The organism is Pseudomonas sp. HUK17 (assembly GCF_001566765.1).
The window spans coordinates 346,833-370,043 of sequence record NZ_LSMW01000005.1 but is presented as its reverse complement, the minus strand read 5'-3'; the positions used below and the strand labels follow the sequence as shown (position 1 = coordinate 370,043).

18 protein-coding genes and 1 pseudogene are annotated in these 23,211 nt (G+C 66.6%); 8 read left to right on the top strand and 11 right to left on the bottom strand.

Annotation, left to right across the window (positions count from 1 at the left end; genetic code table 11):
* Positions 1 to 193: 193 nt before the first annotated feature.
* The 3 genes from AX284_RS03745 to AX284_RS03735 all read right to left on the bottom strand — a co-directional run bounded on the left by AX284_RS03745 (position 194) and on the right by AX284_RS03735 (position 4,021).
* The gene (locus tag AX284_RS03745; RefSeq protein ID WP_017640653.1) at positions 194 to 1,819 is read right to left on the bottom strand and encodes an ArnT family glycosyltransferase; all 1,626 of its coding nucleotides are present in this window, start codon (positions 1,817 to 1,819) and stop codon (positions 194 to 196) included.
* Positions 1,820 to 2,261: 442 nt separating this feature from the next.
* The gene (gene hisN / locus AX284_RS03740) at positions 2,262 to 3,068 is read right to left on the bottom strand and encodes a histidinol-phosphatase (RefSeq protein ID WP_059316217.1); all 807 of its coding nucleotides are present in this window, start codon (positions 3,066 to 3,068) and stop codon (positions 2,262 to 2,264) included.
* 2 nt (positions 3,069 to 3,070) lie between these two features.
* Positions 3,071 to 4,021, bottom strand: a complete 951-nt coding sequence (locus AX284_RS03735; protein WP_068383669.1) for an adenosine deaminase — start codon at positions 4,019 to 4,021, stop codon at positions 3,071 to 3,073.
* A 228-nt stretch (positions 4,022 to 4,249) separates the two neighbouring features.
* Here AX284_RS03735 and AX284_RS03730 point away from each other — a divergent pair, with 228 nt between their 5' ends.
* The 3 genes from AX284_RS03730 to AX284_RS03720 all read left to right on the top strand — a co-directional run bounded on the left by AX284_RS03730 (position 4,250) and on the right by AX284_RS03720 (position 7,148).
* A complete protein-coding gene (locus tag AX284_RS03730) occupies positions 4,250 to 5,350 on the top strand; it encodes an acyltransferase family protein (protein WP_236712136.1) in 1,101 nt (366 codons plus the stop codon).
* Between the two features lie 118 nt (positions 5,351 to 5,468).
* The gene (locus AX284_RS03725; protein ID WP_017638648.1) at positions 5,469 to 6,575 is read left to right on the top strand and encodes a calcium:proton antiporter; all 1,107 of its coding nucleotides are present in this window, start codon (positions 5,469 to 5,471) and stop codon (positions 6,573 to 6,575) included.
* A 9-nt stretch (positions 6,576 to 6,584) separates the two neighbouring features.
* The gene (locus tag AX284_RS03720) at positions 6,585 to 7,148 is read left to right on the top strand and encodes a DedA family protein (RefSeq protein WP_064307531.1); all 564 of its coding nucleotides are present in this window, start codon (positions 6,585 to 6,587) and stop codon (positions 7,146 to 7,148) included.
* A 271-nt stretch (positions 7,149 to 7,419) separates the two neighbouring features.
* Here the strand turns inward: AX284_RS03720 and AX284_RS03715 are convergent, their stop codons facing one another.
* Positions 7,420 to 8,439 (bottom strand): branched-chain amino acid aminotransferase, encoded by a 1,020-nt coding sequence (locus tag AX284_RS03715; protein WP_068383662.1) that lies wholly within the window; start codon positions 8,437 to 8,439, stop codon positions 7,420 to 7,422.
* Between the two features lie 386 nt (positions 8,440 to 8,825).
* Between AX284_RS03715 and AX284_RS03710 the strand changes: the two genes are divergently transcribed.
* Positions 8,826 to 9,317, top strand: a complete 492-nt coding sequence (locus AX284_RS03710; RefSeq protein ID WP_177329640.1) for a hypothetical protein — start codon at positions 8,826 to 8,828, stop codon at positions 9,315 to 9,317.
* A gap of 3 nt (positions 9,318 to 9,320) precedes the next feature.
* Here AX284_RS03710 and AX284_RS03705 read toward each other — a convergent pair whose 3' ends face one another.
* Both AX284_RS03705 and AX284_RS03700 read right to left on the bottom strand, forming a co-directional pair.
* A complete protein-coding gene (locus AX284_RS03705; RefSeq protein WP_068383659.1) occupies positions 9,321 to 10,106 on the bottom strand; it encodes an alcohol dehydrogenase catalytic domain-containing protein in 786 nt (261 codons plus the stop codon).
* Between the two features lie 94 nt (positions 10,107 to 10,200).
* Positions 10,201 to 10,893, bottom strand: a complete 693-nt coding sequence (locus AX284_RS03700) for a 3'-5' exonuclease (RefSeq protein ID WP_082731504.1) — start codon at positions 10,891 to 10,893, stop codon at positions 10,201 to 10,203.
* A gap of 188 nt (positions 10,894 to 11,081) precedes the next feature.
* Here AX284_RS03700 and AX284_RS03695 point away from each other — a divergent pair, with 188 nt between their 5' ends.
* Together AX284_RS03695 and yghX are read left to right on the top strand one after the other, a co-directional pair.
* Entirely contained in the window at positions 11,082 to 13,436 is a 2,355-nt protein-coding gene (locus tag AX284_RS03695) for a DNA polymerase II (protein WP_442963835.1), read from the top strand.
* A 162-nt stretch (positions 13,437 to 13,598) separates the two neighbouring features.
* Positions 13,599 to 14,489, top strand: a complete 891-nt coding sequence (yghX, locus tag AX284_RS03690) for a YghX family hydrolase (protein WP_017638655.1) — start codon at positions 13,599 to 13,601, stop codon at positions 14,487 to 14,489.
* Positions 14,490 to 15,024: 535 nt separating this feature from the next.
* Here the strand turns inward: yghX and AX284_RS12065 are convergent.
* Entirely contained in the window at positions 15,025 to 18,366 is a 3,342-nt protein-coding gene (locus tag AX284_RS12065) for a PAS domain S-box protein (protein WP_064308459.1), read from the bottom strand.
* A 244-nt stretch (positions 18,367 to 18,610) separates the two neighbouring features.
* Here AX284_RS12065 and AX284_RS03680 point away from each other — a divergent pair, with 244 nt between their 5' ends.
* Positions 18,611 to 18,994 carry a response regulator gene (locus tag AX284_RS03680; protein ID WP_051226123.1) on the top strand — a complete coding sequence of 128 codons (384 nt, stop codon included), beginning with the start codon at positions 18,611 to 18,613 and terminating at the stop codon, positions 18,992 to 18,994.
* Here AX284_RS03680 and AX284_RS03675 read toward each other — a convergent pair.
* The 4 genes and pseudogenes from AX284_RS03675 to AX284_RS03660 form a co-directional block, all read right to left on the bottom strand.
* Positions 18,991 to 19,383 (bottom strand): response regulator, encoded by a 393-nt coding sequence (locus AX284_RS03675; protein ID WP_017638658.1) that lies wholly within the window; start codon positions 19,381 to 19,383, stop codon positions 18,991 to 18,993. The two genes, AX284_RS03680 and AX284_RS03675, sit on opposite strands and share 4 nt — an antisense overlap.
* An 83-nt stretch (positions 19,384 to 19,466) precedes the next feature.
* A complete protein-coding gene (locus AX284_RS03670) occupies positions 19,467 to 20,474 on the bottom strand; it encodes a zinc-dependent alcohol dehydrogenase family protein (protein WP_068383657.1) in 1,008 nt (335 codons plus the stop codon).
* A 105-nt stretch (positions 20,475 to 20,579) separates the two neighbouring features.
* A pseudogene (locus AX284_RS03665) lies at positions 20,580 to 20,963 on the bottom strand (DUF4398 domain-containing protein); the annotation flags it as partial.
* Between the two features lie 30 nt (positions 20,964 to 20,993).
* The gene (locus AX284_RS03660) at positions 20,994 to 21,425 is read right to left on the bottom strand and encodes a DUF4398 domain-containing protein (RefSeq protein ID WP_068383656.1); all 432 of its coding nucleotides are present in this window, start codon (positions 21,423 to 21,425) and stop codon (positions 20,994 to 20,996) included.
* Between the two features lie 156 nt (positions 21,426 to 21,581).
* Here AX284_RS03660 and AX284_RS03655 point away from each other — a divergent pair, with 156 nt between their 5' ends.
* Positions 21,582 to 23,207 carry a methyl-accepting chemotaxis protein gene (locus tag AX284_RS03655; protein ID WP_068383654.1) on the top strand — a complete coding sequence of 542 codons (1,626 nt, stop codon included), beginning with the start codon at positions 21,582 to 21,584 and terminating at the stop codon, positions 23,205 to 23,207.
* The last annotated feature ends 4 nt before the right edge of the window (positions 23,208 to 23,211 follow it).

The window sequence follows — 23,211 nt, the reverse complement described above, 5'->3', positions numbered from 1 at the left end:
ACGGTGGAGCTGTCTCAACCCAACCTACAAGGGGATTGGGTTCTTGTAGGTTGGCGCTGAGCGCAGCGAAGCCCAACGGTGCCCAAGGCCAGGCCCCGTGTGTTGGGCTTCGACGATGGAGCCGTCTCAGCCCAACCTACGTGGGAGCTGAAGCTACCGTAGGTTGGGTTGAGCGTCAGCGAAGCCCAACGCCTCAAGGCACCTGGGGCGACACCATGAAGGCACGGAAGCGCTCCTTGAGATTGCCGGGCCGTGCGCCCTGCCAGAGCAACTGCCAGCCTGGCGGTACCGCTACGGCTTCGTGCCACTCGTCCTGCACCACCAGCACCCGGCACGGCACCTGGTGCAGACCGCTCAGCTCCTGCGGGGGATAGCCACTGTAGACGTGCAGCATGGAACGCTCCGACTCGCCCAGACCGTAGCTGGCCACGCAATCCGTAGCGGGGAGCACCCGCTGCAGTGCGGTGAAGGGCCGTGCATAGCTGTTGCCCAGGTCGACCCAGGGTAGCCAGAGGCTGTTGGCCAGACTCCAGCTCACGGTGAGGCCGACGAACCAGAGACTGCTGGGTGCCAGGCGTCTGTGCAGCCCTAGCGCCAGTCCCCAGCCGAGCAGCGCCAGCGCGGCGAGGATCCAGGCCAGCAGGCCTACCGGCAGCCGTTCAGTGAGCGGCAGATGGTCCCGGACCAGCGCTGGCCAGGGCAGCGGCCAGCCCAGCGCCAGGCCGAAACCGCCCAGGGCCAGCAAGGCGATGATCGGCGTCCAGAAGGCCAGCCCGAGGGTGCGCCCAAGGGCGGCGAGTACGGGCGGAGGCTGCAGGCGCGCGGCAAGCAGCGCCAGGGCCGGAAACAGCGGCAGCAGATAGAGGCTGCGGAACACCGCCGACTTGAGCAGCACCGCCAGGCAGACGATGGCATAGAGCACCACCGTAGCCAGTCCTGGATGCCGACCCAGGCGCTTCAGCGGGCTGCCGCCACTGCGATACAGCTGCCAGAGCGTGGCGCCGAGCAGGATCAACCCGGTAGGAAAGGACAGCGCCAGCAGATCCGCCAGGCTGGAAGCCAGGCCATCGGTATCGCTGTTGCGCACCTCCAGGCCGAAGAAGCGGCCGATGTTGTTGATCCACAGCCAGGTATGGAACAGCTCCGGCGCCCGGTGCCAGAGCAGCGCCGGCCAGACCAGCAGCCAGGGCAGGGCGGCCAGGCTGGCGGCGAGCAGCCAGCGACGCCCTTCCGGCTCGACCAGCCGCCGCGGCCAGCAGAGCGCGCAGAGCAGTCCGGTGAGGCCCAGCACCCCGGGCACCAGCAGGCCCTTGCTCATGAAGGCGATACCCAGGCCGCTGCCGAACAGCAGGCCCTGGCGCCAGGGGTGGCGGTTGTCGTGCAGGTGCGCGGCCAGCCCGGCGAGGCCCAGGGTGGCGCCGGCCAGCTGAGGCACGTCGGCGATCAGCAGATGACTGTGCTGCACCACCCCGAGCATGCCCAGCAGGGCGAGCACCGCCTCGCGCTGGCGGCCGGGCAGCAGTCGTCCGGTCAGCCAGGCAAGAGCGGCCAGGGTCACCAGCATCCAGCCCAGTACCGCCAGCCGTGCACCGTCGGGCGCGCTCAACCAGGGCGCGGACAACCGCGCGGCCAGGGCGCCGGTCCAGTACATCAGCGGCGGCTTTTCCATGAAGGGCGCGGTACCGACGCGAGGAGTCAGCCAGTCCGGGGTGGTGAGAAAATTCCACACCATGCCGAAGGAATAGGGCTCGTCGGCCTTCCACAGTCCACGGCCGAACAGTCCGGCGAGCAGGTAGGCGGCCAGGCAGCCGAGCAGCAAGGCCCGCTCCAGCTGTGCGGCTCTTGGGGAGGCAGGGGAAGAAGAGGGGAGCACGGCAGAGACTCTTGGCGGAATCCTGCCGGTATACGGGAGTTGGCTTAGAGGGGGCTTAAGAGGTTGCCCGAGGCAACGTGCATGGGTACGGCGGGGCTGACTGATTCTCCGCCGATATTGCTGTTCCTACGGAAAACGGAGCACTGCCAATCGCGGCCATGGGCCGCTCCTACAGGTCTAGTCGAACCTGTAGGAGCGGCCCATGGCCGCGATTGCTGAGGGTTAGCTATAGGGCCCTGGCGGGTTACAGAGGGCTGCTGGTGGTTCTTGTCTCGAACAGCCTCTCCCCCAAACCTCGATAAGCAGCCAGAGCGCCGATAAGCCAGGCTGGACGAACTGTAATGTTGGGCTTCGCTGCGCTCAGCGCCAACCTACGAAAGTGGGCGTCCTAGGCCAGGTGCTTGAGCCTTTCCACCAACTGCGCATGCAGCGCCGGATCACCGCAGGCGAGGATGGCACCACCCTGCTGGGCATCGCCGCCGTCCCAGGCGGTCATGCGGCCGCCGGCGCCTTCGATGATGGGGATCAGCGCCTGGACATCGTAGGGCTGCAGGCCCGCCTCGATGATGACGTCGACGAAGCCCGAGGCCAGCATGCAGTAGGCGTAGCAGTCACCGCCGAAGCGGGCCAGCTGCACCTCGGCGGCCACGGCGTCGAAGGCCGCCAGACGCTCGGGGGTGTCGAAGATGTCGCGGCTGGTGCACATCAGCCGGGCCTGGGCCAGGCTGGCGCAGGCGCGGGTGCGCAGGGCCGCGCCGTTGCGCCAGGCGCCGGCCGGGGTGCCCAGGTAGCGTTCGCCGGTGAAGGGCTGGTTCATCACCCCGATCACCGGGCGGCTGCCGTCGTTGAGCGCCACCAGGGTGCCCCATAGCGGCAGGCCGGTAATGAAGGCACGAGTGCCGTCGATGGGATCCAGCACCCAGCTCAGGGGACTGCTGCCGGCGACGTTCTCTTCTTCCTCGCCGAGGATGCCGTGATCCGGGTGCTCGGCCTGGATGAGTTCACGCATGGCCCGTTCGGCGGCCTTGTCGGCGATGGTCACTGGGTCGTAGCGGCGGCCGGCGATGGCAGCATCGCCCTTGTCGTCCACTGCTAGCTGGGCGCGGAAGTAGGGCTGGATGGCCACGGCGGCGGCATCGGCCAGGCGCTCGGCGAAGCGTTCGTAGTAGGAGATCTCGGCAGCGGTCAGGCTCATGCTCATTTCACCAGGCGGGCGTCGAGGCTGTTCTGTGCCAGGCGCTGGGCCTGTGCCTGGGTCATGCCCAGGCCTTCGTGCAGGGCCATGAAGTTCTCGGTGACGTAGCCACCGAAGTAGGCTGGATCGTCCGAGTTGACGGTGACCTTGAGGCCGCGGTCGAGCATCTTGAGGATGGTGTGCTGGCTCATGTCGTCGAACACGCAGAGCTTGGTGTTGGACAGCGGACACACGGTGAGCGGGATCTGCTGGTCGACCAGGCGATCCATCAGGCGCTCGTCCTCGAAGGCGCGCACGCCATGGTCGATCCGCACCACGCCGAGCTGGTCCAGGGCTTCCCAGATGTACTCCGGCGGGCCTTCCTCGCCGGCGTGGGCCACGGCCGGGAAACCCTCGGCGCGGGCACGGGCGAAGACGCGCTTGAACTTGCTCGGCGGATGACCCTTTTCCGAGCTGTCCAGGCCGACGGCGACGAAGTGGTCGCGAAACGGCAGCGCCTGGTCCAGGGTGGCCTGGGCGGCGTCTTCGGAGAGGTGACGCAGGAAGCTCAGGATCAGCCCGCTGGTCACGCCCAGCTGCCGCTCGCCGTCGCTCAGCGCCTGGGTGATGCCACGTACCACCACTTCGAAGGGAATGCCGCGATCGGTGTGGGTCTGGGGATCGAAGAAGGGCTCGGTGTGGATGACGTTCTGTTCCTTGCACTTCTGCAGATAGGCCCAGGTCAGGTCGTAGAAGTCCTGCTCGGTGCGCAGCACGTCGGCGCCGGCGTAGTAGAGGTCGAGGAATTCCTGCAGGTTGCCGAAGTTGTAGGCGGCGCGCAGGGCTTCGACATCACCCCAGGGTAGGGCGACGCCATGGCGCTCGGCCAGCTTGAACAGCAACTCGGGCTCCAGGGTGCCTTCCAGGTGCAGGTGCAGTTCGGCCTTGGGCAGGGCATTGAGCCAGTCGTACATGGGAGCCTCGGGATAGCTTGAATCAGAAAAAGATGGACGATTGTCGCACGCTTTGCCGGGTTTTCCGCAGGCATCCGGGTTCCCGCTGACCGATGTACGGTGGTTTGGGCGGTCAGAAATTCCCAGCGTTCCACGCTTTGGGCCAGCAAAGGGCCATAACGCCTGCATTGGGTCTGGATCTGACTACAATCGGGACGCATGGCTCCAAACACCAGGCGTGAGGTATCCGTGCAGACCGTTCAGGATTACGTTGGCGGCAAGAACAACAATCTCAATCTGATTCGCATGATCGCGGCGCTCGCCGTGGTCTTCAGTCACAGCTTCGCTATCTCCAGTGGCACGGCCACGGCGGAACCGGGACGCGAGAGCCTGGGCATGACCCTGGGCGACATTGCGGTCGACATCTTCTTCATCACCAGCGGTTTCCTGGTCACCAAGAGTCTGCTCAGCCGCGCCGACATCATCGACTTCGTCTGGGGCCGCGCCCTGCGCGTGGTACCGGGCCTATTGGTGATGCTGGTGCTGACGGTGCTGGGCCTGGGTGCCTGGCTGACCCGGGCACCCTTGCAGGATTACCTGAGCGATCCCCAGACCTGGTTCTATCTGTTCAAGAACACCGGCCTGATCGCTGGCGCCGAATTCGACCTGCCCGGGCTGTTCGAGGGCAATCCCTTGCAGACCATCGTCAATGGCTCGCTGTGGACGCTGCCTTTCGAGGTGGGCATGTACGGCGCCCTGGCGCTGCTCTGGTTGTTCGTGCTCTGGCTGCGGCTGGACAGTCGTCACTTCCAGCGCGCCATCCTGCTGTTCGCTGTGGGCGCGGCGCTGTTCAAGCTGTTCGCCTACTATTTCTTCGCCAGCGAATCGCACCTACTGCGGCTGTTCCAGATGTTCTTCCTGGGCGGTGCCTTCTATGTGCTGCGTGGCTACATCCCCCTGACGCGGGCGGCCTTCGCCGCCGCCGTGGCGCTGCTGGCGGTGGCGATGCCCGACCGCGACAGCTTCTACCTGGTCTACAACCTGACGCTGGGCTATGTGCTGCTCTATCTCGCCTTCGTGCCGGCCGGCCGCATCCGTGCCTTCAACGAGGTGGGTGACTACTCCTACGGCCTCTACATCTACTCCTTTCCCGTGCAGCAGACCCTGGCGGCGGTGATCCCCGGCATCGAGGCCTGGACCATGGTGCTGCTCTCCATCGGCATCACCCTGCCGCTGGCGGTGGTGTCCTGGTTCCTGGTGGAACGCCATGCCCTGGGCTATCGCCAGGCCTGCGCGACCGGCACCAAGGCCGTGTGGAAGCGCCTGGCACCGCGTGCTCGGGTTGGCTGAGCGGCCTGTCAGGCGGCGGTAGCCTGGGTGGCCAGCGCCGGGGTGTAACAGGATGCGAGCCTTTTGCCCTCCAGGGCGGTCGTAACAAGGCATTGCTCAACCAAGGACGCCCCTTTCCATGCTCGCCGCCCTCAAAGACGAAACCCTGCTGCTGGTCGCCATCGGTGCCACGGTGCTGGCCTATGTGTTCGAACACGCCCTGCTCGGCGGTGGCCAGACCCTGGCGCTGATCGCCGCCGGCGGGTTGATCGCCGCCATCATCTGCGCGGCCATGCGCGTGGCCCATCACGCCGAACTGCTGGCGGAAAAGGTCGGCGATCCCTATGGCACCATGATCCTGACCCTTTCCGCCGTGCTGGTGGAGGTGATCATCCTGGCGATCATGATGAGCCACGACCATTCGCCGACCCTGGCCCGCGACACCATCTATGCCGCAGTGATGCTGGACATGAACGGCATCATCGGCCTGGCCGCGCTGCTCGGGGGCCTCAAGCACGGCGAGCAGCCCTACAACGACGACTCCAGCCGCAGCTACGGGGTGATGATCATCACCGCGGTGAGCATCTCCATGCTGGTACCGGAATTCATTCCCTCGGCCCAGTGGCACGTCTATTCCTTCTTCACCATCGGCGCCATGGCGCTGCTCTATACCCTGTTCCTACGCATGCAGACCGGCCCGCACAGCTATTTCTTCAGCTACAACTACCCGGACAAGAAGCGCAAGCGCCCGGCGGTCGAGGGCGAAGCCGCCACCGCCGGCCATGGTGAAAGCAGCGCCACCCTGTCCATCGCCATGCTGATCGTCGGCATCGTCGCCACCGGGGCGCTGGCCGAGGTGATGTCCAAGTCGCTGGACACCGGGCTGGAAGGTCTGGCCGTGCCGGCCCTGGTCCCGGCGCTGGTGGTGGCGGTGATTTCCGCCAGCCCCGAGATCCTCACCGCCCTGCGCGCGGCCATGGCCAATCGCATGCAGTCGGTGATCAACATCGCCCTGGGCGCCAGCCTGTCCACCGTAATCCTCACCGTACCGGTGGTGGAGGCCATCGCCCTGTACAACGGCCAGCCGATCCAGATGGCCATGACGCCGGTGCAGACGGTGATGATGGCCGTGACCCTGATCGTCGCCGCCATCAACCTCAACGACGGCGAGACCAACGCCATCGAGGGCATGACCCACTTCGTACTGTTCGGTACCTTCATCATGCTGACCATCCTCGGTCTCTAGGGCGGTGCCATGATCGACAGCGAGGTAATCAGCAACTACGGCTACGGCGCGGCGGTTTTGGGTGCTCTGGTGGAAGGCGACGGCGTCGCCATCCTGGCCGGCATCGCCGCGCGCCACGGCTACCTGCTGTTTCCGCTCACGGCGCTGTGCGTGGCCCTGGGCGGCTTCATCGGCGATCAGACGCTGTTCTATCTCGGCCGTCGCTATGGCGACCGCATCCTCGGCCGCTTCAAACGCCAGCAAGCGCGCATCGACTGGTTGCGCAGCCGCATTCATCGCCACGAAGCGTTGTGGATCATCGGTATCCGCTTCGCCTATGGCTTCCGCCTGATCGGCCCGCTGCTGATCGGCGCCAGCGGCGTGCGGCCGCGGCGGTTCCTGTTCTTCAACATCATCGGCGCCCTGCTGTGGGGCTTCGTCATGACCGGCATCGGCTACGCGGTGGGGGAGATCCTGCGGGATTTCTTCGCCGAGCATCATGTATCGACGCACTGGTTGATCGCGGCGGCGATCTGCGTGGTGGTGCTGTTCATCGGCGCCCGCGCCGTGTTGCGGCGGCGGGAGGGGGTGTAGGGGGAGGCTTTGTAGGTTGGGTTGAGCGGAGCGAAGCCCAACGGTACGTAGACCTGAACCGCGCTGGAATCGCGGCCATGGGCCGCTCCTACGGCAGCTGGTCATCCTGTAGGAGCGGCCCATGGCCGCGATAGGTGAGTCGCCAGCGAGGCGAAACGAGTTTCGGCAGATCGCTCGATAAACAGCCAGGGCGGCGGCAATGGCATCAATCTGGTTTACCTAAACGAAAAAGGCGCCCTAGGGCGCCTTTTTCACACTAAACCAACCCAAGTCAGACCTTGACGATCCAACCCTCCGGAGCCGGCTTGTCGCCGGTCTGGATGCCGGTCAGTTCCTCGTACAGCTTGCGCGTCACCGGGCCGACGTCGGTCAGGCTGTGGAAGACGTGCAGCTTCTCGCCGTACTGGATGCCGCCAATGGGGGTAATGACCGCCGCGGTGCCGCAGGCGCCGGCTTCGACGAACTGGTCGAGCTGGTCGATATGGACGTCGCCCTCGACCACTTCCAGGTTCAGCCGCTCGCGCGCCAGGTCCATCAGCGACATACGGGTCACGCCCGGCAGCACCGACTCGGAGCGCGGGGTGACGAACTTGCCGTCGCCGGTGATGGCGAAGAAGTTGGCCGAGCCGACTTCCTCGATCTTGCGGTGGGTCAGGGGATCCAGGTAGATGCAGTCGGCGAAGCCTTCGGCCTTGGCCTGGGCGCCGGGCATCAGGCTGGCGGCGTAGTTGCCGCCGACCTTGGCGGCACCGGTGCCCTGGGGCGCGGCGCGGTCATAGCCGGAGATCACGAAGTTGTGCGGGGTCATGCCGCCCTTGAAGTAGGCGCCGACCGGGATGCCGAATACCACGAAGTGGAACTCGGGGGCGGTGCGCACGCCGATGTTGTCACCCACGCCGATGACGAAGGGCCGCAGGTAGAAGGCGCCGCCGGTGCCGTGGGGCGGGATCCAGGCCTCGTTGGCCTTGACCACCTGCTGGCAGGCATCGATGAACATCTCGGTGGGGACCGGCGGCATCAGCAGGCGGGCGCAGCTCTTGTGCATGCGCGCGGCGTTGCGGTCGGGGCGGAACAAGTTGATGGAGCCGTCCTGGCAGCGATAGGCCTTGAGGCCTTCGAAGCACTGCTGGCCGTAGTGGATGGCCGTGGAGCCTTCGCTGATGTGCAACTGGTTGTCGCGAGTCAGCTCGCCGGGTCCCCAGCTGCCGTTGCGATAGGTGGCGATATAGCGGAAGTCGGTCTTGATGTAGTCGAAACCGAGGGTCTTCCAATCGATGTCCGCAGCGCTCATAGATCCTCGCAGTGCTCTCCGGCGGCTTGGCCGGTCGTTTCGTGGTCGGGCCGTACGCCTCACCGGCGACGGTTAAAAGGGGTGGACGAGGCGGGCTCGTCGCTAGGTTCTGTATGAAAAGTCGCCGAGCGAAGGTCAGGCAAGGCAAAAATCAGCGAGGAAGCGGAGTTTACGAGTGGTAAATGAGCATTCCGAGCTGATTTTTAACGCAGCATCACCGAGCACAGGCACTTTTCGTACAGAGCCTAGACTGTGAAAGATACCGCTTATCCGGACCTCTGGGGGCACCTTTCAGCCAATCGGATCTCCAAAGACCGAAGCTGGCCCTTTGCCGCCTCTGCCTGTTGCTTCAGGCTGGGTGTGCGGGTCGCCACCAGGAGTCTGTTTTGAAAACAATGATGGCGTTGCTGGGTGCCCTGACCCTGCCAACGCTCACGGCGCAGGCCGCCGGTATCTTCACCGACAAGTTCGACACGGCGCTCAATCGTCGGGTCATCGAATGGCGTGGGGCGCCCTCGTCTGACGGGATCGTCTTCAGCGTGATCGCCAGCCAGTTCAAGACCAGCGCCGGCAACGCCACCACCGATTTCCGCACCCAGCTGTCCACCTTTGGCGACAAGGTGCGCTTCCACGGCTGCAGTGCCAGTCGCTGGGAAATGAACGGCCAGCTCTACCTGCCACTCAAGGGCCAGTACCGCATGGCCGGGCTGGACGAGCGCTACGGCGAGTATTTCATCGGCCAGCCCAGCCGCCAGGACCTGGAATGGGTGGCCATGAATACCCGGGTCAATTATCGCCTCTGCCGCCTGCGCGCAACCCTGTCCGCCGAGGACCTGCAGGGGCTGCGCTGGGTGTTGCAGGCGGCGGAGTCCGGCTAGCGGCTAGTCGAAGCGGGTGATGACGGTCACCCCGGTACCTTCGAACCTGTCCATGTGCATCAGGGCCTCGCTGGACTCGGCCAGGCTGATCTCGCGGCCGATCAACCGCTCCGGTGCCAGGGTGCCCTGGCGCAGCATTGCCATCAGCACGTCGTAGCGATGGGCCTGCATGCCGTGGCTGCCGAGGATTTCCAGCTCCTTGGCGATCACCAGATTCATCGGCAGCGGGGCGCTGGCGATCATGATCGCCGAGAGCCCGACGCCACCGCAGCCGTGCACCGCTACCCACTGGCCGGCGCTGACCTTGCCCTGGTCGACCACGGCGCGAAAGGACGTCACGAAGCGACAGCCCAGGCTCGCCGCCGTGGCGAAGTCCAGCTGCTCGGGCAGGCCGACCAGGTTGAGATCGGCCTGGTGGATGCCGACGTACTGGGCGAAGGAGCCCCAGTGGGTGAAGCCGGGCTGGAACTGATGGTCGCAGACCTGCTGGTGGCCGGCATGGCACTGCGGGCAGGCGCCGCAGCCACCGACGAAGGGCACCGTCACCCGGTCGCCGACCCGCCACCTCCTGACGTCCTTGCCTACCGCCTCGACCACCCCGGCCAGTTCGTGGCCCGGCACATGGGGCAGTTCGATGTCGGTGTCATGGCCGACCCAACCGTGCCAGTCGCTACGGCAGACGCCGGTGGCCATGACCTTGAGCACCACGCCGTGCGGCTCGGGGGTAGGGTCCGGCACCGTGCATAGGCGGGGTGGCGCGGAAAAGGCTTCGTAGACGACGGCTTTCATGGCGGGGCCTCGGGCTGGATGATGCCTCCAGTATGGCAAGCCGCGCGAATCTAGCCTGTCTGCTTGCCGGTGCGGCCAGCGGACTGCCGCTCGGCTAGCCTGCCAGGGCCTGCAGCCCGCTCCAGGTAGCCGGCGCGTCCTCACCCAGCGCCTGCACCAGGGCGGCCTTGAGGCGGCAATCGGGCAGGGCGCGGTGGGTTTCCTGCACGGCGATGCCCTGCTGGCGAGCGGCCATGGCCAGGGACTTGCGCCGCCAGCCGTCCTGGCTGCGGCTGTCCAGACTCGGCTCCTGCCAGAACTGGGCATAGAGCTGCATCAGGCAGTGCAGGCGGGTGCCATCCACCAGTTGCACCGGCGGCGTCTCCCGCTCCAGTTCCGGCGGCAGCGCCAGACCGTGGAGCTGGGCATCGTGCCCGAGCAGGCGATAGTCGAAGGCCATGCCATAGGCCAGCACGGTGCGGCCCTGCAGCAGCGGCCAGAGCTGGGCGAACACCTCGGGAAAGGAAGGCGCCTGGCTCAGGTGGGCATCGGTCAGGCCGTGGATCAGGGTCGCCTCGCGCGGCACGGCGATGCTGGGGCGCACCAGGGTATCGAGCAGCACCCGGCCTCCGAGGGTCATCACCGCCACTTCAATCAGCTGGGCCTCTTCCCCCAGACCGGTCGCCTCGGTATCCAGCACCAGCACGTCCTGCTCCAGCCAGCGACGCGCCTGCTCGCGCACCCGCATTTGCTGGGCGTTGTAGCCGGTGACGGCAGCGGTGGAAAAAGACGACGACAAGGAATTCATGACACGGCCTGACAGCTGAAACCAAGGGTGCGCCCAAGAGCTGGGGAATCGGCTCTACGACGGGTGTGGGCATTCGATGCAAGATCATCGCCACAGGACACAGGCCGTTCGGCGGGAGCGACGAGCGGACCACCCGGCGCGCCGGGGTCGCCGGCGCGGTCTGGCCTTGCGAGAATGGGCCTTCATCCATGTCGAGGAGCGCTGCTGCTTTGGCCGCCGTCCAGGGTTTCTTGCTGACACGCCTCTGGCGCGAGACTTCCACCGGGATGGAGCTGGTGTTCTGGTTCGCCACCGACAGCGGTCCGCGCCAGCTGCGGGTGCCGGCGCAACAGGCCGTGGCCTTCGCCCCGGCCGCGCGACGGGCGGACATCGAGCGCCTGCTGCCGGCCGGGGTGGAGATCCGCGAATTGGCGCTGCAGGACTTCCAGCGGCGCCCCGTCCTGGGGCTCTATGCGCCGCGCTATCGCACCCTGCGCGAACTGGAGCAGCGCCTCCCCGCCGCCGGCATCGAGGTCTACGAGACGGACATCGCCCCGGCGGATCGCTTTCTCATGGAGCGCTTCATCACCGCGCCGGTGACGCTGCCCACGGCAGACGGCGGGCCACTGCGGCCCGATCCCGACTATCGCCCCTCGCTGCGCACCCTGTCGCTGGACATCGAGACCAGCGAGCGCGGCGAGCTCTACAGCATCGGCCTGCATGGCTGCGGCCAGCGCCAGGTGTACATGCTCGGCCCGCCCACCGGGGAGGATGCGGCGGTGGACTTCGACCTGGAATACGTCGCCGACCGCGCCACCCTGCTCCAGCGTCTCAACGCCTGGATGGCGCGCCATGATCCCGACGTCATCATCGGTTGGAGCGTGCTGCAGTTCGACATCCGCGTGCTCCACGAACACGCGCGCAAACTGGGCGTGCCCCTGCACCTGGGGCGTGGTGCACTGGAGGACGATCGCTACGAACCCGGCGGCCAGGGCCGGCCCTTCCAGGCGCTGCTGGCCGGGCGGCCGATCATCGACGGGGTGGAGGCACTCAAGTCGGCGACCTGGGTATTTCCCTCCTACAGCCTGGAGAACGTCAGCCGTACCCTGCTGGGCGAAGGCAAGGCCATCGACAATCCCCACGACCGCATGGCCTCGATCAATCGCATGTTCGCGGGCGAAAAGAGCGCCCTGGCGCGCTACAACCTGGTGGATTGCGAACTGGTCACCCGCATCTTCGCCAAGACCGAGCTGCTGCGCTTCCTCCTGGAACGGGCCAGCGTCACCGGCCTGCCGCTGGAGCGCCATGGCGCCTCCATCGCCGCCTTCTACCATCTCTATCTGCCGTTGATGCACCGCCAGGGCTTCGTCGCGCCCAATCTCGGTGCCCAGCCACCCGAGGCCAGCCCCGGTGGCTTCGTCATGGATTCCCGGCCCGGGCTCTACGACTCGGTGCTGGTGCTGGACTACAAGAGTCTCTATCCCTCGCTGATCCGCACCTTTCTCATCGATCCGGTGGGGCTGGTGGAGGGCCTGGCATTGCCCGAGGACGAGACGGTGCCGGGCTTTCGTGGCGCGCGCTTCCACCGCACCCGGCACTGCCTGCCGGAGATGGTGGCGCGGGTCTGGGAGGGGCGCGATGCCGCCAAGCGCGCGGGCAACGCGCCCCTGGCTCAGGCGCTGAAGATCATCATGAACAGCTTCTATGGCGTGCTGGGCACGCCGCACTGCCGTTTCTTCGATCACCGCCTGGCCTCGTCCATCACCCTGCGTGGCCACGCGGTGATGCACCAGACCCGCGAGCTGATCGAGGCGCGTGGTCATCGAGTGATCTATGGCGACACCGACTCCACCTTCGTCTGGCTCGGGGCTGCCCATGAGGAGGCCGAGGCCGAGCGTATCGGTCGCGAGCTGGTGGCGGCGGTCAACGCCCACTGGCGCGAGTGGCTACAGGCGGAGCTGGGGCTGGAAAGCCATCTGGAGCTGCAGTACGAGACCCACTTCAGCCGCTCTCTCATGCCTACCATTCGCGGCGCGGAGGAGGGCAGCAAGAAGCGGTACGCCGGGCTCAGACCCGGAGCCGACGGCCAGCCCGAGCTTGTGTTCAAGGGCCTGGAAACGGTACGCAGCGACTGGTCGCCGCTGGCCCAGCGCTTCCAGCGCGAGCTGTACCTGTTGATCTTCACCGGTGAGCCCCATGAGGACTATGTGCGCGACTTCGTCGCCCGCACCCGCGCCGGCGACCTCGACGACCTGCTGGTCTATCGCAAGCGCCTGCGCCGACCGCTGGAGGAGTACCAGAGCAATCTCTCGCCCCAGGTACGCGCGGCGCGCCTGCTGGAGGCGGAAAACGCCCGGCTGGGACGCCGCAGCCGCTTTCGCCGTGGCGGCTGGATCAGCTACCTGATCACCACCGCCGGCGCCGAGCCGGTCGAGCTGCCCCATGCACCACCCGAATACGATCACTATGTACAGCGCCAGTTGGCCCCGGTGGCCGACGCCATCCTGCCCTTCGTCGGCGACCGCTTCGACCGGTTGCTGGATCGGCAGATGGGGTTGTTCTGAACAGGGCGGTCGTTTCGAAGCGTTGATCGCCGAGCTGCACGCCCAGCGCGGCACCCGCGCGAGGCCATGGCATAGTCAGACGATTCGCGGCACACTCGGGGGCCACCGGGGCGCCTACCCAGCTGGGCTGGCGGTCCCCTTTCCCGCCAGAGGAGCGCTGCGATGACCCGCCTCACCGCCCAGGATTTCTCGCCCGAACTGCTCGAACTCTATGACTTCTATGTCCACGGTCGCATCAGCCGCCGCGACTTCCTCGACCGCGCCGGGGCCTGTGCCGCGGTGCTGGGGCTGTCGGCCACCGGCGTGCTGGCGGCGCTGAGCCCCAACTATGCCCTGGCCAGCCAGGTGGAATTCACCGACCCGGACATCATCGCCGAGTACGTCTATTACCCCTCGCCCAAGGGCCATGGGCGGGTGCGTGGCTATCTGGTGCGGCCGGCCAAGGCCAGCGGCAAGGTGCCGGCAGTGGTGGTGGCCCACGAGAATCGTGGCCTCAATCCCTATATCGAAGACGTGGCCCGGCGTCTGGCCAAAGCGGGCTATCTGGCGCTGGCACCGGACGGCCTGACGTCCATGGGCGGCTATCCCGGCAACGACGACAAGGGCCGTGAGTTGCAGCAGCAGGTCGATCCGGCCAAGCTGATGAACGACTTCTTCGCCGCCGTGGAAACCCTGATGAGCCACGAATTCAGCACCGGCAAGGTCGGTATCACCGGCTTCTGCTATGGCGGTGGCGTGGCCAACGCGGCCGCCGTGGCCTATCCCGAGCTGGCCGCGGCGGTGCCCTTCTATGGACGTCAACCGCGCGCCGAGGAGGTGGCGGCGATCAAGGCGCCGCTGCTGATCCACTACGCCGAAAACGATCCGCGCATCAACGAGGGCGCCGCCGCCTACGAAGCGGCGCTCAAGGCGGCCGGCAAGACCTACGAGGTGCAGCGCTATGCCGGCACCAACCACGGCTTCCACAACGACTCCACCCCGCGCTACGACGAGGCGGCTGCCCAGCTGGCCTGGCAGCGCACCCTGGACTGGTTCGGGCGTTACCTGGCCTGAGCGCTCTGGGCTATCCCGGGTGCCGGGATCCCATGCCGTAGCGTTTTCCACGGGCGGGGCCAACCCGAAACGCTGGACAAGGAGGCGTTAGCCCGTCGCGACTGGTTGGGCGGGAGGCACCGTTGGGCTTCGCTGCGCTCAGCGCCAACCTACGCGAGAGGCCGGACCATGGTGGCTACCGAGGTAGGTTGGGCTGAGACTGCGTCATCGTCGAAGCCCAACAGGCCCCCGGCTGAGCCTCGGCCCCGTTGGGCTTCGCTGCGCTCAGCGCCAACCTACGCGAGAGGCCGGACCGTGGTGGCTACCGACGTAGGTTGGGCTGAGACGGCGTCATCGTCGAAGCCCAACAGGCCCCCGGCTGAACCTCGGCACCGTTGGGCTTCGCTGCGCTCAGCGCCAACCTATATGAGAGGTCGAACTGCGGTGGTTGCTGACGTAGGTTGGGCTGAGACGGCGTCATCGTCGAAGCCCAACAGGGCCCGGGCTGCACCTCGGCACCGTTGGGCCTCGCTGCGCGTAGCGCCAACCTACGGAGTCAGGTCCCTTCGATCAGATCGCGGATGCGCACCGCCAGGGCGTCCATGGCGAAGGGCTTGGTCATCACGTGCATGCCGGACTCCAGATGGCCGTTGCCGACCACCGCGTTCTCCGCGTAGCCGGTGATGAACAGTACCTTGAGGCCCGGGCGGCGCTGGCGGGCGGCGTCGGCCATCTGCCGGCCGTTCATGCCGCCGGGCAGGCCGACGTCGCTGATCAGCAGGTCGATGCGCACATCGGATTCCAGCAGTCGCAACCCGGAGCTGGCATCCGCCGCTTCCAGGGCGGCGTAGCCCAGTTCTTCCAGCACCTCCACCACCAGCATCCGTACCGTGGGTTCGTCATCCACCACCAGCACCGTCTCGCCGTGACCCTGGCGTGGCAGCGCCGGTTGGCTGGCGATGAGGTCCACACCCGCCGCCGTTTCGCGGTGGCGCGGCAGGAACAGGGTGACGCTGGTGCCCTCATCGACCTGGGAATGGATGCGCGCCTGGCCGCCGGACTGGCGCACGAAGCCGTAGATCATCGACAGGCCGAGCCCGGTGCCCACGCCGATCGGCTTGGTGGTGAAGAAGGGATCGAATGCCTTGGCGATCACCTCGGGCGGCATGCCGCAGCCGTTATCGGTCACCGAGAGGGCGATGTATTCGCCCGGCTCCAGGTCGCGGACCCGGGCCATGCGCGCATCCAGCGCCCGATTGGCGGTCTCGATGAAGATGCGGCCACCCTCGGGCATGGCATCGCGGGCATTGATGCAGAGGTTGAGCAGGGCATTTTCCAGCTGCGGCGGATCGACCAGAGTCGACCAGAGTTCGCTGCTGGCCACCACCTCGATCTGGATCGCCGGACCCACCGTGCGGCGGATCAGGTCTTCCATGCCGGCCACCAGGCGATTGACGTCGGTGGGCTTGGGATCCAGCGTCTGCCGGCGGGAAAAGGCCAGCAGCCGGTGGGTCAGGGCGGCGGCGCGGATGGCGGCGCCCTGGGCGGCGGTGGTGTAGCGTTCAAGGTTGTTCAGCCTACCCTGGCCGATGCGCACCGTGAGCAGGTCCAGACTGCCGACGATGCCGGCGAGCAGGTTGTTGAAGTCGTGGGCCAGGCCGCCGGTGAGTTGGCCGACCGCTTCCATCTTCTGTGATTGGCGCAGCTGTTCTTCCAGCAGCGCCTGGGTCTCCGCGGCGTCCTTCTCGCGGGTGATATCGCGCCCGGCACCGGTGACGTGCTCCTGATCGGTATCTAGCGACAGCGTCCAGGACAGCCAGCGCCAGCTGCCATTCGCCGCCTGGACACGATTCTCCACCCGGGTCGGCAGGCCGCTGCGGCGCAGGTCGTCCAGCGCTACCAGCACCCCCGGTAGATCGTCGGGGTGAATGAGTTCGGTGTAGGGGCGGCTGAGCAACTCGGCCTCGGAATAGCCCAGGCCGCGCGACCAGGATGGACTCACCCGCAGCAGCTGCCCGGCGAAGTCGGCGGTGAGCAGCAGGTCCTCGCTGAGCGCCCAAAGCCGGTCGCGTTCGGCGGTGCGCGCCTGGACTTCCTGGCTGAGGCTGAGATTCTGCGCCTGGATTAGCGCCTGGGCGTCGCGCTGGACGGTGACGTCCTGGGCGAAGACATAGAAGCCATCCACCGCGCCGCGCCCATCCCGCCGCGGCCGATAGTGGATGTCGGCGATGCGTCGCCGGCCGTCCGGCCAGGCCCAGGGCAGATCCAGCCGCGCCGGGGTGCCGTCCAGGGCGGCCTGGATGGCCGGGCGGCGGGCAGCGAACAGCTCCGGCGCGAAGACCTCGGCCATGCTGCGACCGAGGATGCTCTGCGGCGCATCCTTGAACCACTTGGGCGCCTCGACGTTGGCGAAGCGATAGATCAGGTCGCGATCAACGAAGGCGATCAGGCAGGGCAGGGTGTCGGCCACCAGGCGCAGATTGAGTTCGCTGTCGCGCAGGGCACGTTCCGCGGTCAGCCGCGCCGTCGCCGAGCGGGTGCGATTGGCGACCTCGCGGATGAATTGCAGCTCGGCCGGCGTCCAGCGCCGCGGCTGACTGGAACCGACATAGAGCAGGGCCACCAGGTTGCCGTGCTCGAACAGCGGCAAGTTGACCAGGGCACGGGTCTCCAGGCGTTGCAGCGCCGCGAGGTTGTCACGGGCGCGCGGGTCCGCGTGCACATCCTCGATCACCACGGTTTCGCCGCGCTTGAAAGACTCGCTGTAGCTGCCGTAGTCGTGGAAATTCAGGGTGCCCATCAGGCTGCGGGCGCCCGGGATCGTCCAGTCGCGCCCCACGGTGATGGTCTCGGCCTCGGCGTCCACCAGGCCATAGCCCACCAGGTGGGCATCCAGGCTGGTACCCAGGGTGGCGCAGGCGAGGTCGGTGACGGCTTCGATGTCGCCCAGCTGGCTGAAGCCTTCACCGAGTTCGGCCAGGGCCCTGCGATAGCGCTCTTCGTCGCGGGTCGCCTGGGCGGCCTGCTCGCGCTCGGTGACATCCAGGAACAGCACCAGAAAGCTGTCGGGACCGGCCTTGTGCGCATGGCCTTCGTACCAGCGCCCGTTGTGCTGGAATTGCCGCACGTAGCTGAACGACTGGCCGGTATCCACCACCCGGGTGAAGTCTTCCACCCAGAGGTCTTCGAGATCGGGAAACAGGCTGCGCGCGGTCTGGCCGACCGCCTGTTGCGCACTCAAGCCGAAGTGCGTGCACCAGGCCCGGTTGACCTGGTCATAGCGCCAATCCCGGCCGCGGCCCTGGTCATCGCGCAGGATGGTGCCGAGGATGAAGCCCTCGTCCAGTTGCTCGAACAGGCCACGCCAGTAGCGCTCGCTCTCCGCCAGCTGCTGCTGTACCTCGCCCACGTAGCGCTGGCTGTCGCGCAGGGCCTCGCCGGCCAGGTGCTGGGACGTGCGGTCGCGGAGGATCTTGACGAAGCCGGTATGGGTACCGGCGTCGTCGTGCAGCGGATGCATCTCGCCACTGGCCCAGAAGCGAGTGCCATCGCGGCGCAGGTGCCAGCGCTCGTCCTCGGCACGGCCGTCCTGCAGGGCCAGCCGCATTTCCAGCGAGGCGCGGCCGCTCTGGTTGTCTTCCGGGGTGAAGAAGCGCTCCGCCGGTGCACCGCGAATCTCCGCGGCGGTCCAGCCCAGCAGGCGCTCGGCGCCGCTGTTCCAGTCGGCGATCACTCCGGCCGGATCGAGCACGATCATGGCGAAATCGATGGCGCCATCGAAGATTGCCAGGCGTCGTTGGGCGTCCTGGGGCGGCAGCGCGGTGCACTGGTCGAGCGCGGCGCGCAGGCGGCGTACTTCGGCCTGGAGTTCAGCGTGAGAGAGAGCGGATTCAGCCATGGGATCTTTCGAACAGGTGGGCAGCGAAAGCAGACGGCGGTGACGTCCAGCGAGAGCCTTAGAGTAAGAGAGTCGGGCGCCGGCCAGCGATCTGCCGGCACCTTTTTCCGACAGACAGGGAATTAAGTAGCCGCTGCGGCATCAGACAAGTGCCAGTACCAACCGGCCAGCCGTCCATCCGAGGGTTGTGATCCAATTCGAGTAATTTCGGTCTATTTAGTCGTACTAATGAAGTAGCGTTGCCATGACCGATGTAGTTTCTTCCGCAGCCGTTACCACTGTGCTGGTCGTCGAAGACGATCCCGTACTGCGCTCGCTGGCGACGGAGGTGTTCGAAATGGAAGGCTACGCCGTCCAGTCGTTCGACACCGCCGATGCCGCCTGGTGCTGGTTCGAAGCCGATCCATTGCCGCCCGATCTGCTGTTCACCGATGTGCGCATGCCCGGTCGGTTGGACGGGCTCGCCCTGGCCAAACAGGTCCGCCAACGGTTTCCACAGTTGCCCATCCTGGTGTCCTCTGGATACACCGGCCAGCAATATGCCGAACGCGAAGACCGGGCGCTGTTCCTGCCCAAGCCCTGGACCATCGACCAGTTGCTGAAGGCCTGCGGGCAGCTGGGCGTCTAGTCGCCTGCCTGACGCGCTCGCGCCAGGCGTACCGCCGAATCCACCTCATCCAGCGTCCAGGGCTTCTGCAGGAAGATCACCTGAGGGGGCAACGTGGTGGTGATTTCGTAGCCGTAGCCGGAAGTGATCACCATGGGCAACTCGGGCCAGCGCTGCAGCAGCATCTGCGCCAGCTCGCCGCCGCGCAACTGGCCGGGCATCAGGTGATCGGTAACGACCAGGGCCGGCGCTTCCTGGCATTGCAGCAGATGCACCAGGGCATCGTCGGCATTGTCGAAGCGGGTACAGGCCCACTGCAATTGTTCTTCGAGATGATTGCCCAGCAGCTCGGCGAGCAGACTGTTGTCTTCGATGACGACGGCATAGGGCAGGGCGGTAGACGAAGTCATCGGGACATCCGGAACGCGATGAGGCAATTCCGGAAGTCTAGCAGAGCCCTGTCGGTCTCAGTCTGGCTTTCGTCTGACCATTGTCAGATCTCCAAGACGATCTTGCCGAAATGGCTGCCGTCCTTCTGGAAGGCGAAGGCCTCGGCGATCTCGGCCAGGGGATAGCCGCGATCGATGACCGGCTTGATCCCGTTACTCTCCAGCGCCTGGATCATCTCCTGCTGATGGCGGCGACTGCCGACGATCAACCCCTGCAGTCGTTGGTGCCGACGCATCAGATTGGCGGTGGGGACCTGGCCCTCGACGCCGGTGAGCACGCCGATCAGCGCCAGATGACCATGGATACGCGCGGCCTGGATGGATTGCGCCAGCGTCGCCGGGCCGCCCACTTCCACCACGATGTCGACGCCGCGCCCCCCGGTGATGGCCTGTACCTTGGCGCCCCATTCCGGCTCGTCGCGGTAATTGATCAGGTGATCGGCGCCCAAGGCATAGGCACGCTGCAGCTTCTCGTCCGACGAAGAGGTGGCGATCACCGTGGCGCCCATGGCCTTGGCCAGCTGCAGGGCGAAGATGGACACCCCACCGGTGCCCATGACCAGCACGCTGTCACCGGCCTTGAGATTGCCGTCCACCACCAGGGCACGCCAGGCGGTGAGCCCGGCGGTGGTCAGGGTCGCCGCCTCGGCATGGCTGTAGCCCTTGGGCGCGCGGGTAAAGGCCGTGGCCGGGCGCACCACTACCTCGCAGGCGAAGCCGTCGATGCCATCGCCGGGCGTGGTGGAGAAATCGTCGATTGTCGGCTCGCCGTCCAGCCACTGGGGAAAGAAGGTCGAGACCACCTGATCGCCCACGGCGAATTCGCTGACGCCTGCGCCCACGGCCTCGACCACCCCGGCGCCATCGGACATGGGAATGCGCCCATCGGTGGTCGGCATCTTGCCGAGCACCACGCCCAGATCATGGAAATTCAGCGAGCTGGCCTTGATCCGCACGCGGATCTCGCCGGCTCCGGGCTGACCGGGATCGGGCAGTTCACAGTGTTCCAGCTGATCCAGACCACCGGGTTTGCGTAGGCGTATGGCGTGCATGAAAGATCCTCCGGACTATGGCGAGCAAGACGCTCGCGGGTCTGTAGAGGACCACGGTGCCGGGCGCAGGATTCCCGAAGGAGTCCTGCGCCCATGGCCTTACTTGATCGCCTTCTGCAGTTGCTGCAGCTGCTCGGTGCGGGTGTTCAGGCGGGTTTCTCCGCGCTGGGCATCGACCTTCTTCAGCTCGGCCTCGGCCATGCGCAGCTTGATGGTCTGCATGGCGGTCTGGATGCGTTGCTGGGTCAGGTAGGCCAGCTGGTCGACGGTGCGCTCGTTCTCACCGTCCTTGTAGGCCTTGTCGGTCTTGGCCAGCCAGGTGCCGGCATCCTTGGTTTCCAGCGCCGCCAGCTGGGTGGCCTGGGGCTGGGATTCGAGGGCGGCGTAGTCGTTGCGCGCCTTTTCCAGATTGGGGTTGGGCGGGGTAGCGCAGGCGGCCAGGGTGAGGGTCAGGGCCGACAGTACCGGAAGCAGAAAACGTTTACGCATGGGTTTCGTCCTTCAAGAGAGCGGGCAGCCTTACTGCTGCACCTTTTTCTGTAGATTCTGTTGCAGCTGGAGGTTGATCTGACCTTCCTCGCGGATCTGCTGGATGCTGTTCTGGGCATCCTGCAGCGCCGCCGCGGCCTTGGCGGCCTGGGTCTTGCGAGTCGCCAGGCGGGCATCCCACTCGGCCTGCTCGGCCAGGCGCTTGGCGTCGTCGTACTTCTCGTTGGAAAGCGCCGTCTGGGCCTGGGTCCACTTGTCCTGAGCCGACTTGGTCTCGATCGGGGCGAACTGGTTGCCGCCGCCGCTCACGGCTTCGTTGACGGCCGATTGGGTCACGGCCATCTGCGCGGTCGGCGGATTGCCGGCGCAGCCCGCGAGGAGCAGACCGCCACCCAGGACCAGGCTGGCGAGCAGCGCACGAGGCGCGGAGAACGGGGAGGCGCGAGAGGGACCGGTTTTCATCCGAACATTCCTGGCAGGTCGCCCGGAATGGGCGACAGTGCCTGTGAGACGGCGAAAACGCGGCGAGGTTCGCTGCAACCGCTGCGCTAAAGGGCAGGGTGTCCTGGCCGATATACGTTGTCAGACAACAACAGGGCCAGCGGCCACGGAGATTCCATGCTGTTACGCAATTGCAACATCGCGCCCCGCGCGGCGCTAGGCTTCGGCCTGATCGCCCTGATGGTGGCTTTTCTCGGCCTGTTTTCCCTGGCGCAGATGGCGGGTATCCGCGAACGCCAGGTGGTGACGGAGCGCGACTGGGTGCCGAGCATCCGCGCGGTGGACGCCATCCGCGAGAACATGCTGCGCATCCGCACCATCTCCTTGCGGCTGGCGCTGGACCCGGAACCGCGCAACATCGACACCTATGTCAGCCAGTACGAGGCGCGCAACAAGGTGCTCATGGAGGGCATCAAGGCCTATGAGGTCTTTGTCGACACCCCCGAGGAGCACCAGCGCTGGGACCTGTTCAAGCGCGATTTCGCCACCTATCAGCAGGGCATGACCGAGTCCTTCGCCCTGGCGCGGCGGGGCGATACCGTCGCGCTCAACAAACTGACCCTGGTGGACATGAAACCGGTGGTGGACGGCACCGGCAAGCAGCTGGGCGAGTTGGGCGACCTCTATGCCGAGGGTATCGAACGCGATGGCAAGGTCTCGGCGGATCGCTATGAGGCTTCACGGCTGATCGTCATCGCGGTGATCGTCCTGGCCGCCCTGGCCACGGTGCTCATGGCCTGGCTGCTGACCCGCAGCATCGTCGGACCGCTACGCGAAGCGCTGCTGGCCGCCCGCCGTGTCGCCCAGGGCGACCTGACCCAGACCCTAGCGGTGCAGGGGCGTGACGAGGTGAGCGAATTGCAGCGCGCCTTGCAGCAGATGCAGGGGCAGTTGCGTGAGACCCTCTCGCGCATCGCCGGCTCCTCCACCCAGTTGGCCACCGCCGCCGAAGAGCTCAATGCGGTCACCGAGGCCGCGGGCCAGGGCCTGCAGCAGCAGAACCAGGAGATCGAACAGGCCGCTACCGCCGTCACCGAGATGAGCACCGCGGTGGACGAGGTGGCGCGCAACGCCGTCTCCACCTCCGAAGCCTCGCGGGCCTCCAGCCAGGCCGCACAGCAGGGCCAGACGCGGGTCGCCGACACCCTGGGCGCCATCGCCGCCTTGTCCGACGAGGTCGCGGCCACCGGAACGGTGGTCCAGCGCCTGGCCGAGCAGTCCCAGGACATCGGCAAGGTGCTCGACGTCATTCGCGCCATCGCCGAGCAGACCAACCTGCTGGCGCTCAATGCCGCCATCGAGGCGGCGCGGGCCGGTGAGGCCGGACGTGGTTTCGCCGTGGTGGCCGACGAGGTGCGCGCCCTGGCCAGTCGTACCCAGCAGTCCACCCTGGAGATCGAGCAGATGGTCTCGGGCATGCGCAGCGGCGCCAGTCAGGCCCTGGGTTCCATGCACAGCAGCAGTCAGCGCGCCCAGGCCACGCGGGCCCTGGCGGAAACCGCCGGGGTGGCGCTGGACGAGATCAACAGCCGCATCGGCGAGATGTACGAGCGCAACCTGGTGATCGCCAGCGCGGCCGAAGAGCAGGCCCAGGTGGCCCGCGAAGTGGATCGCAACCTGGTCAACATCCGCGATCTCTCCACCCAGTCCGCCGACGGAGCCCGCCAGACCAGTGCCGCCAGCCAGGAATTGTCCCGGCTGGCGGTGGATCTGCAGGGGCTGGTGAACCGCTTCCAGGTCTGAATCG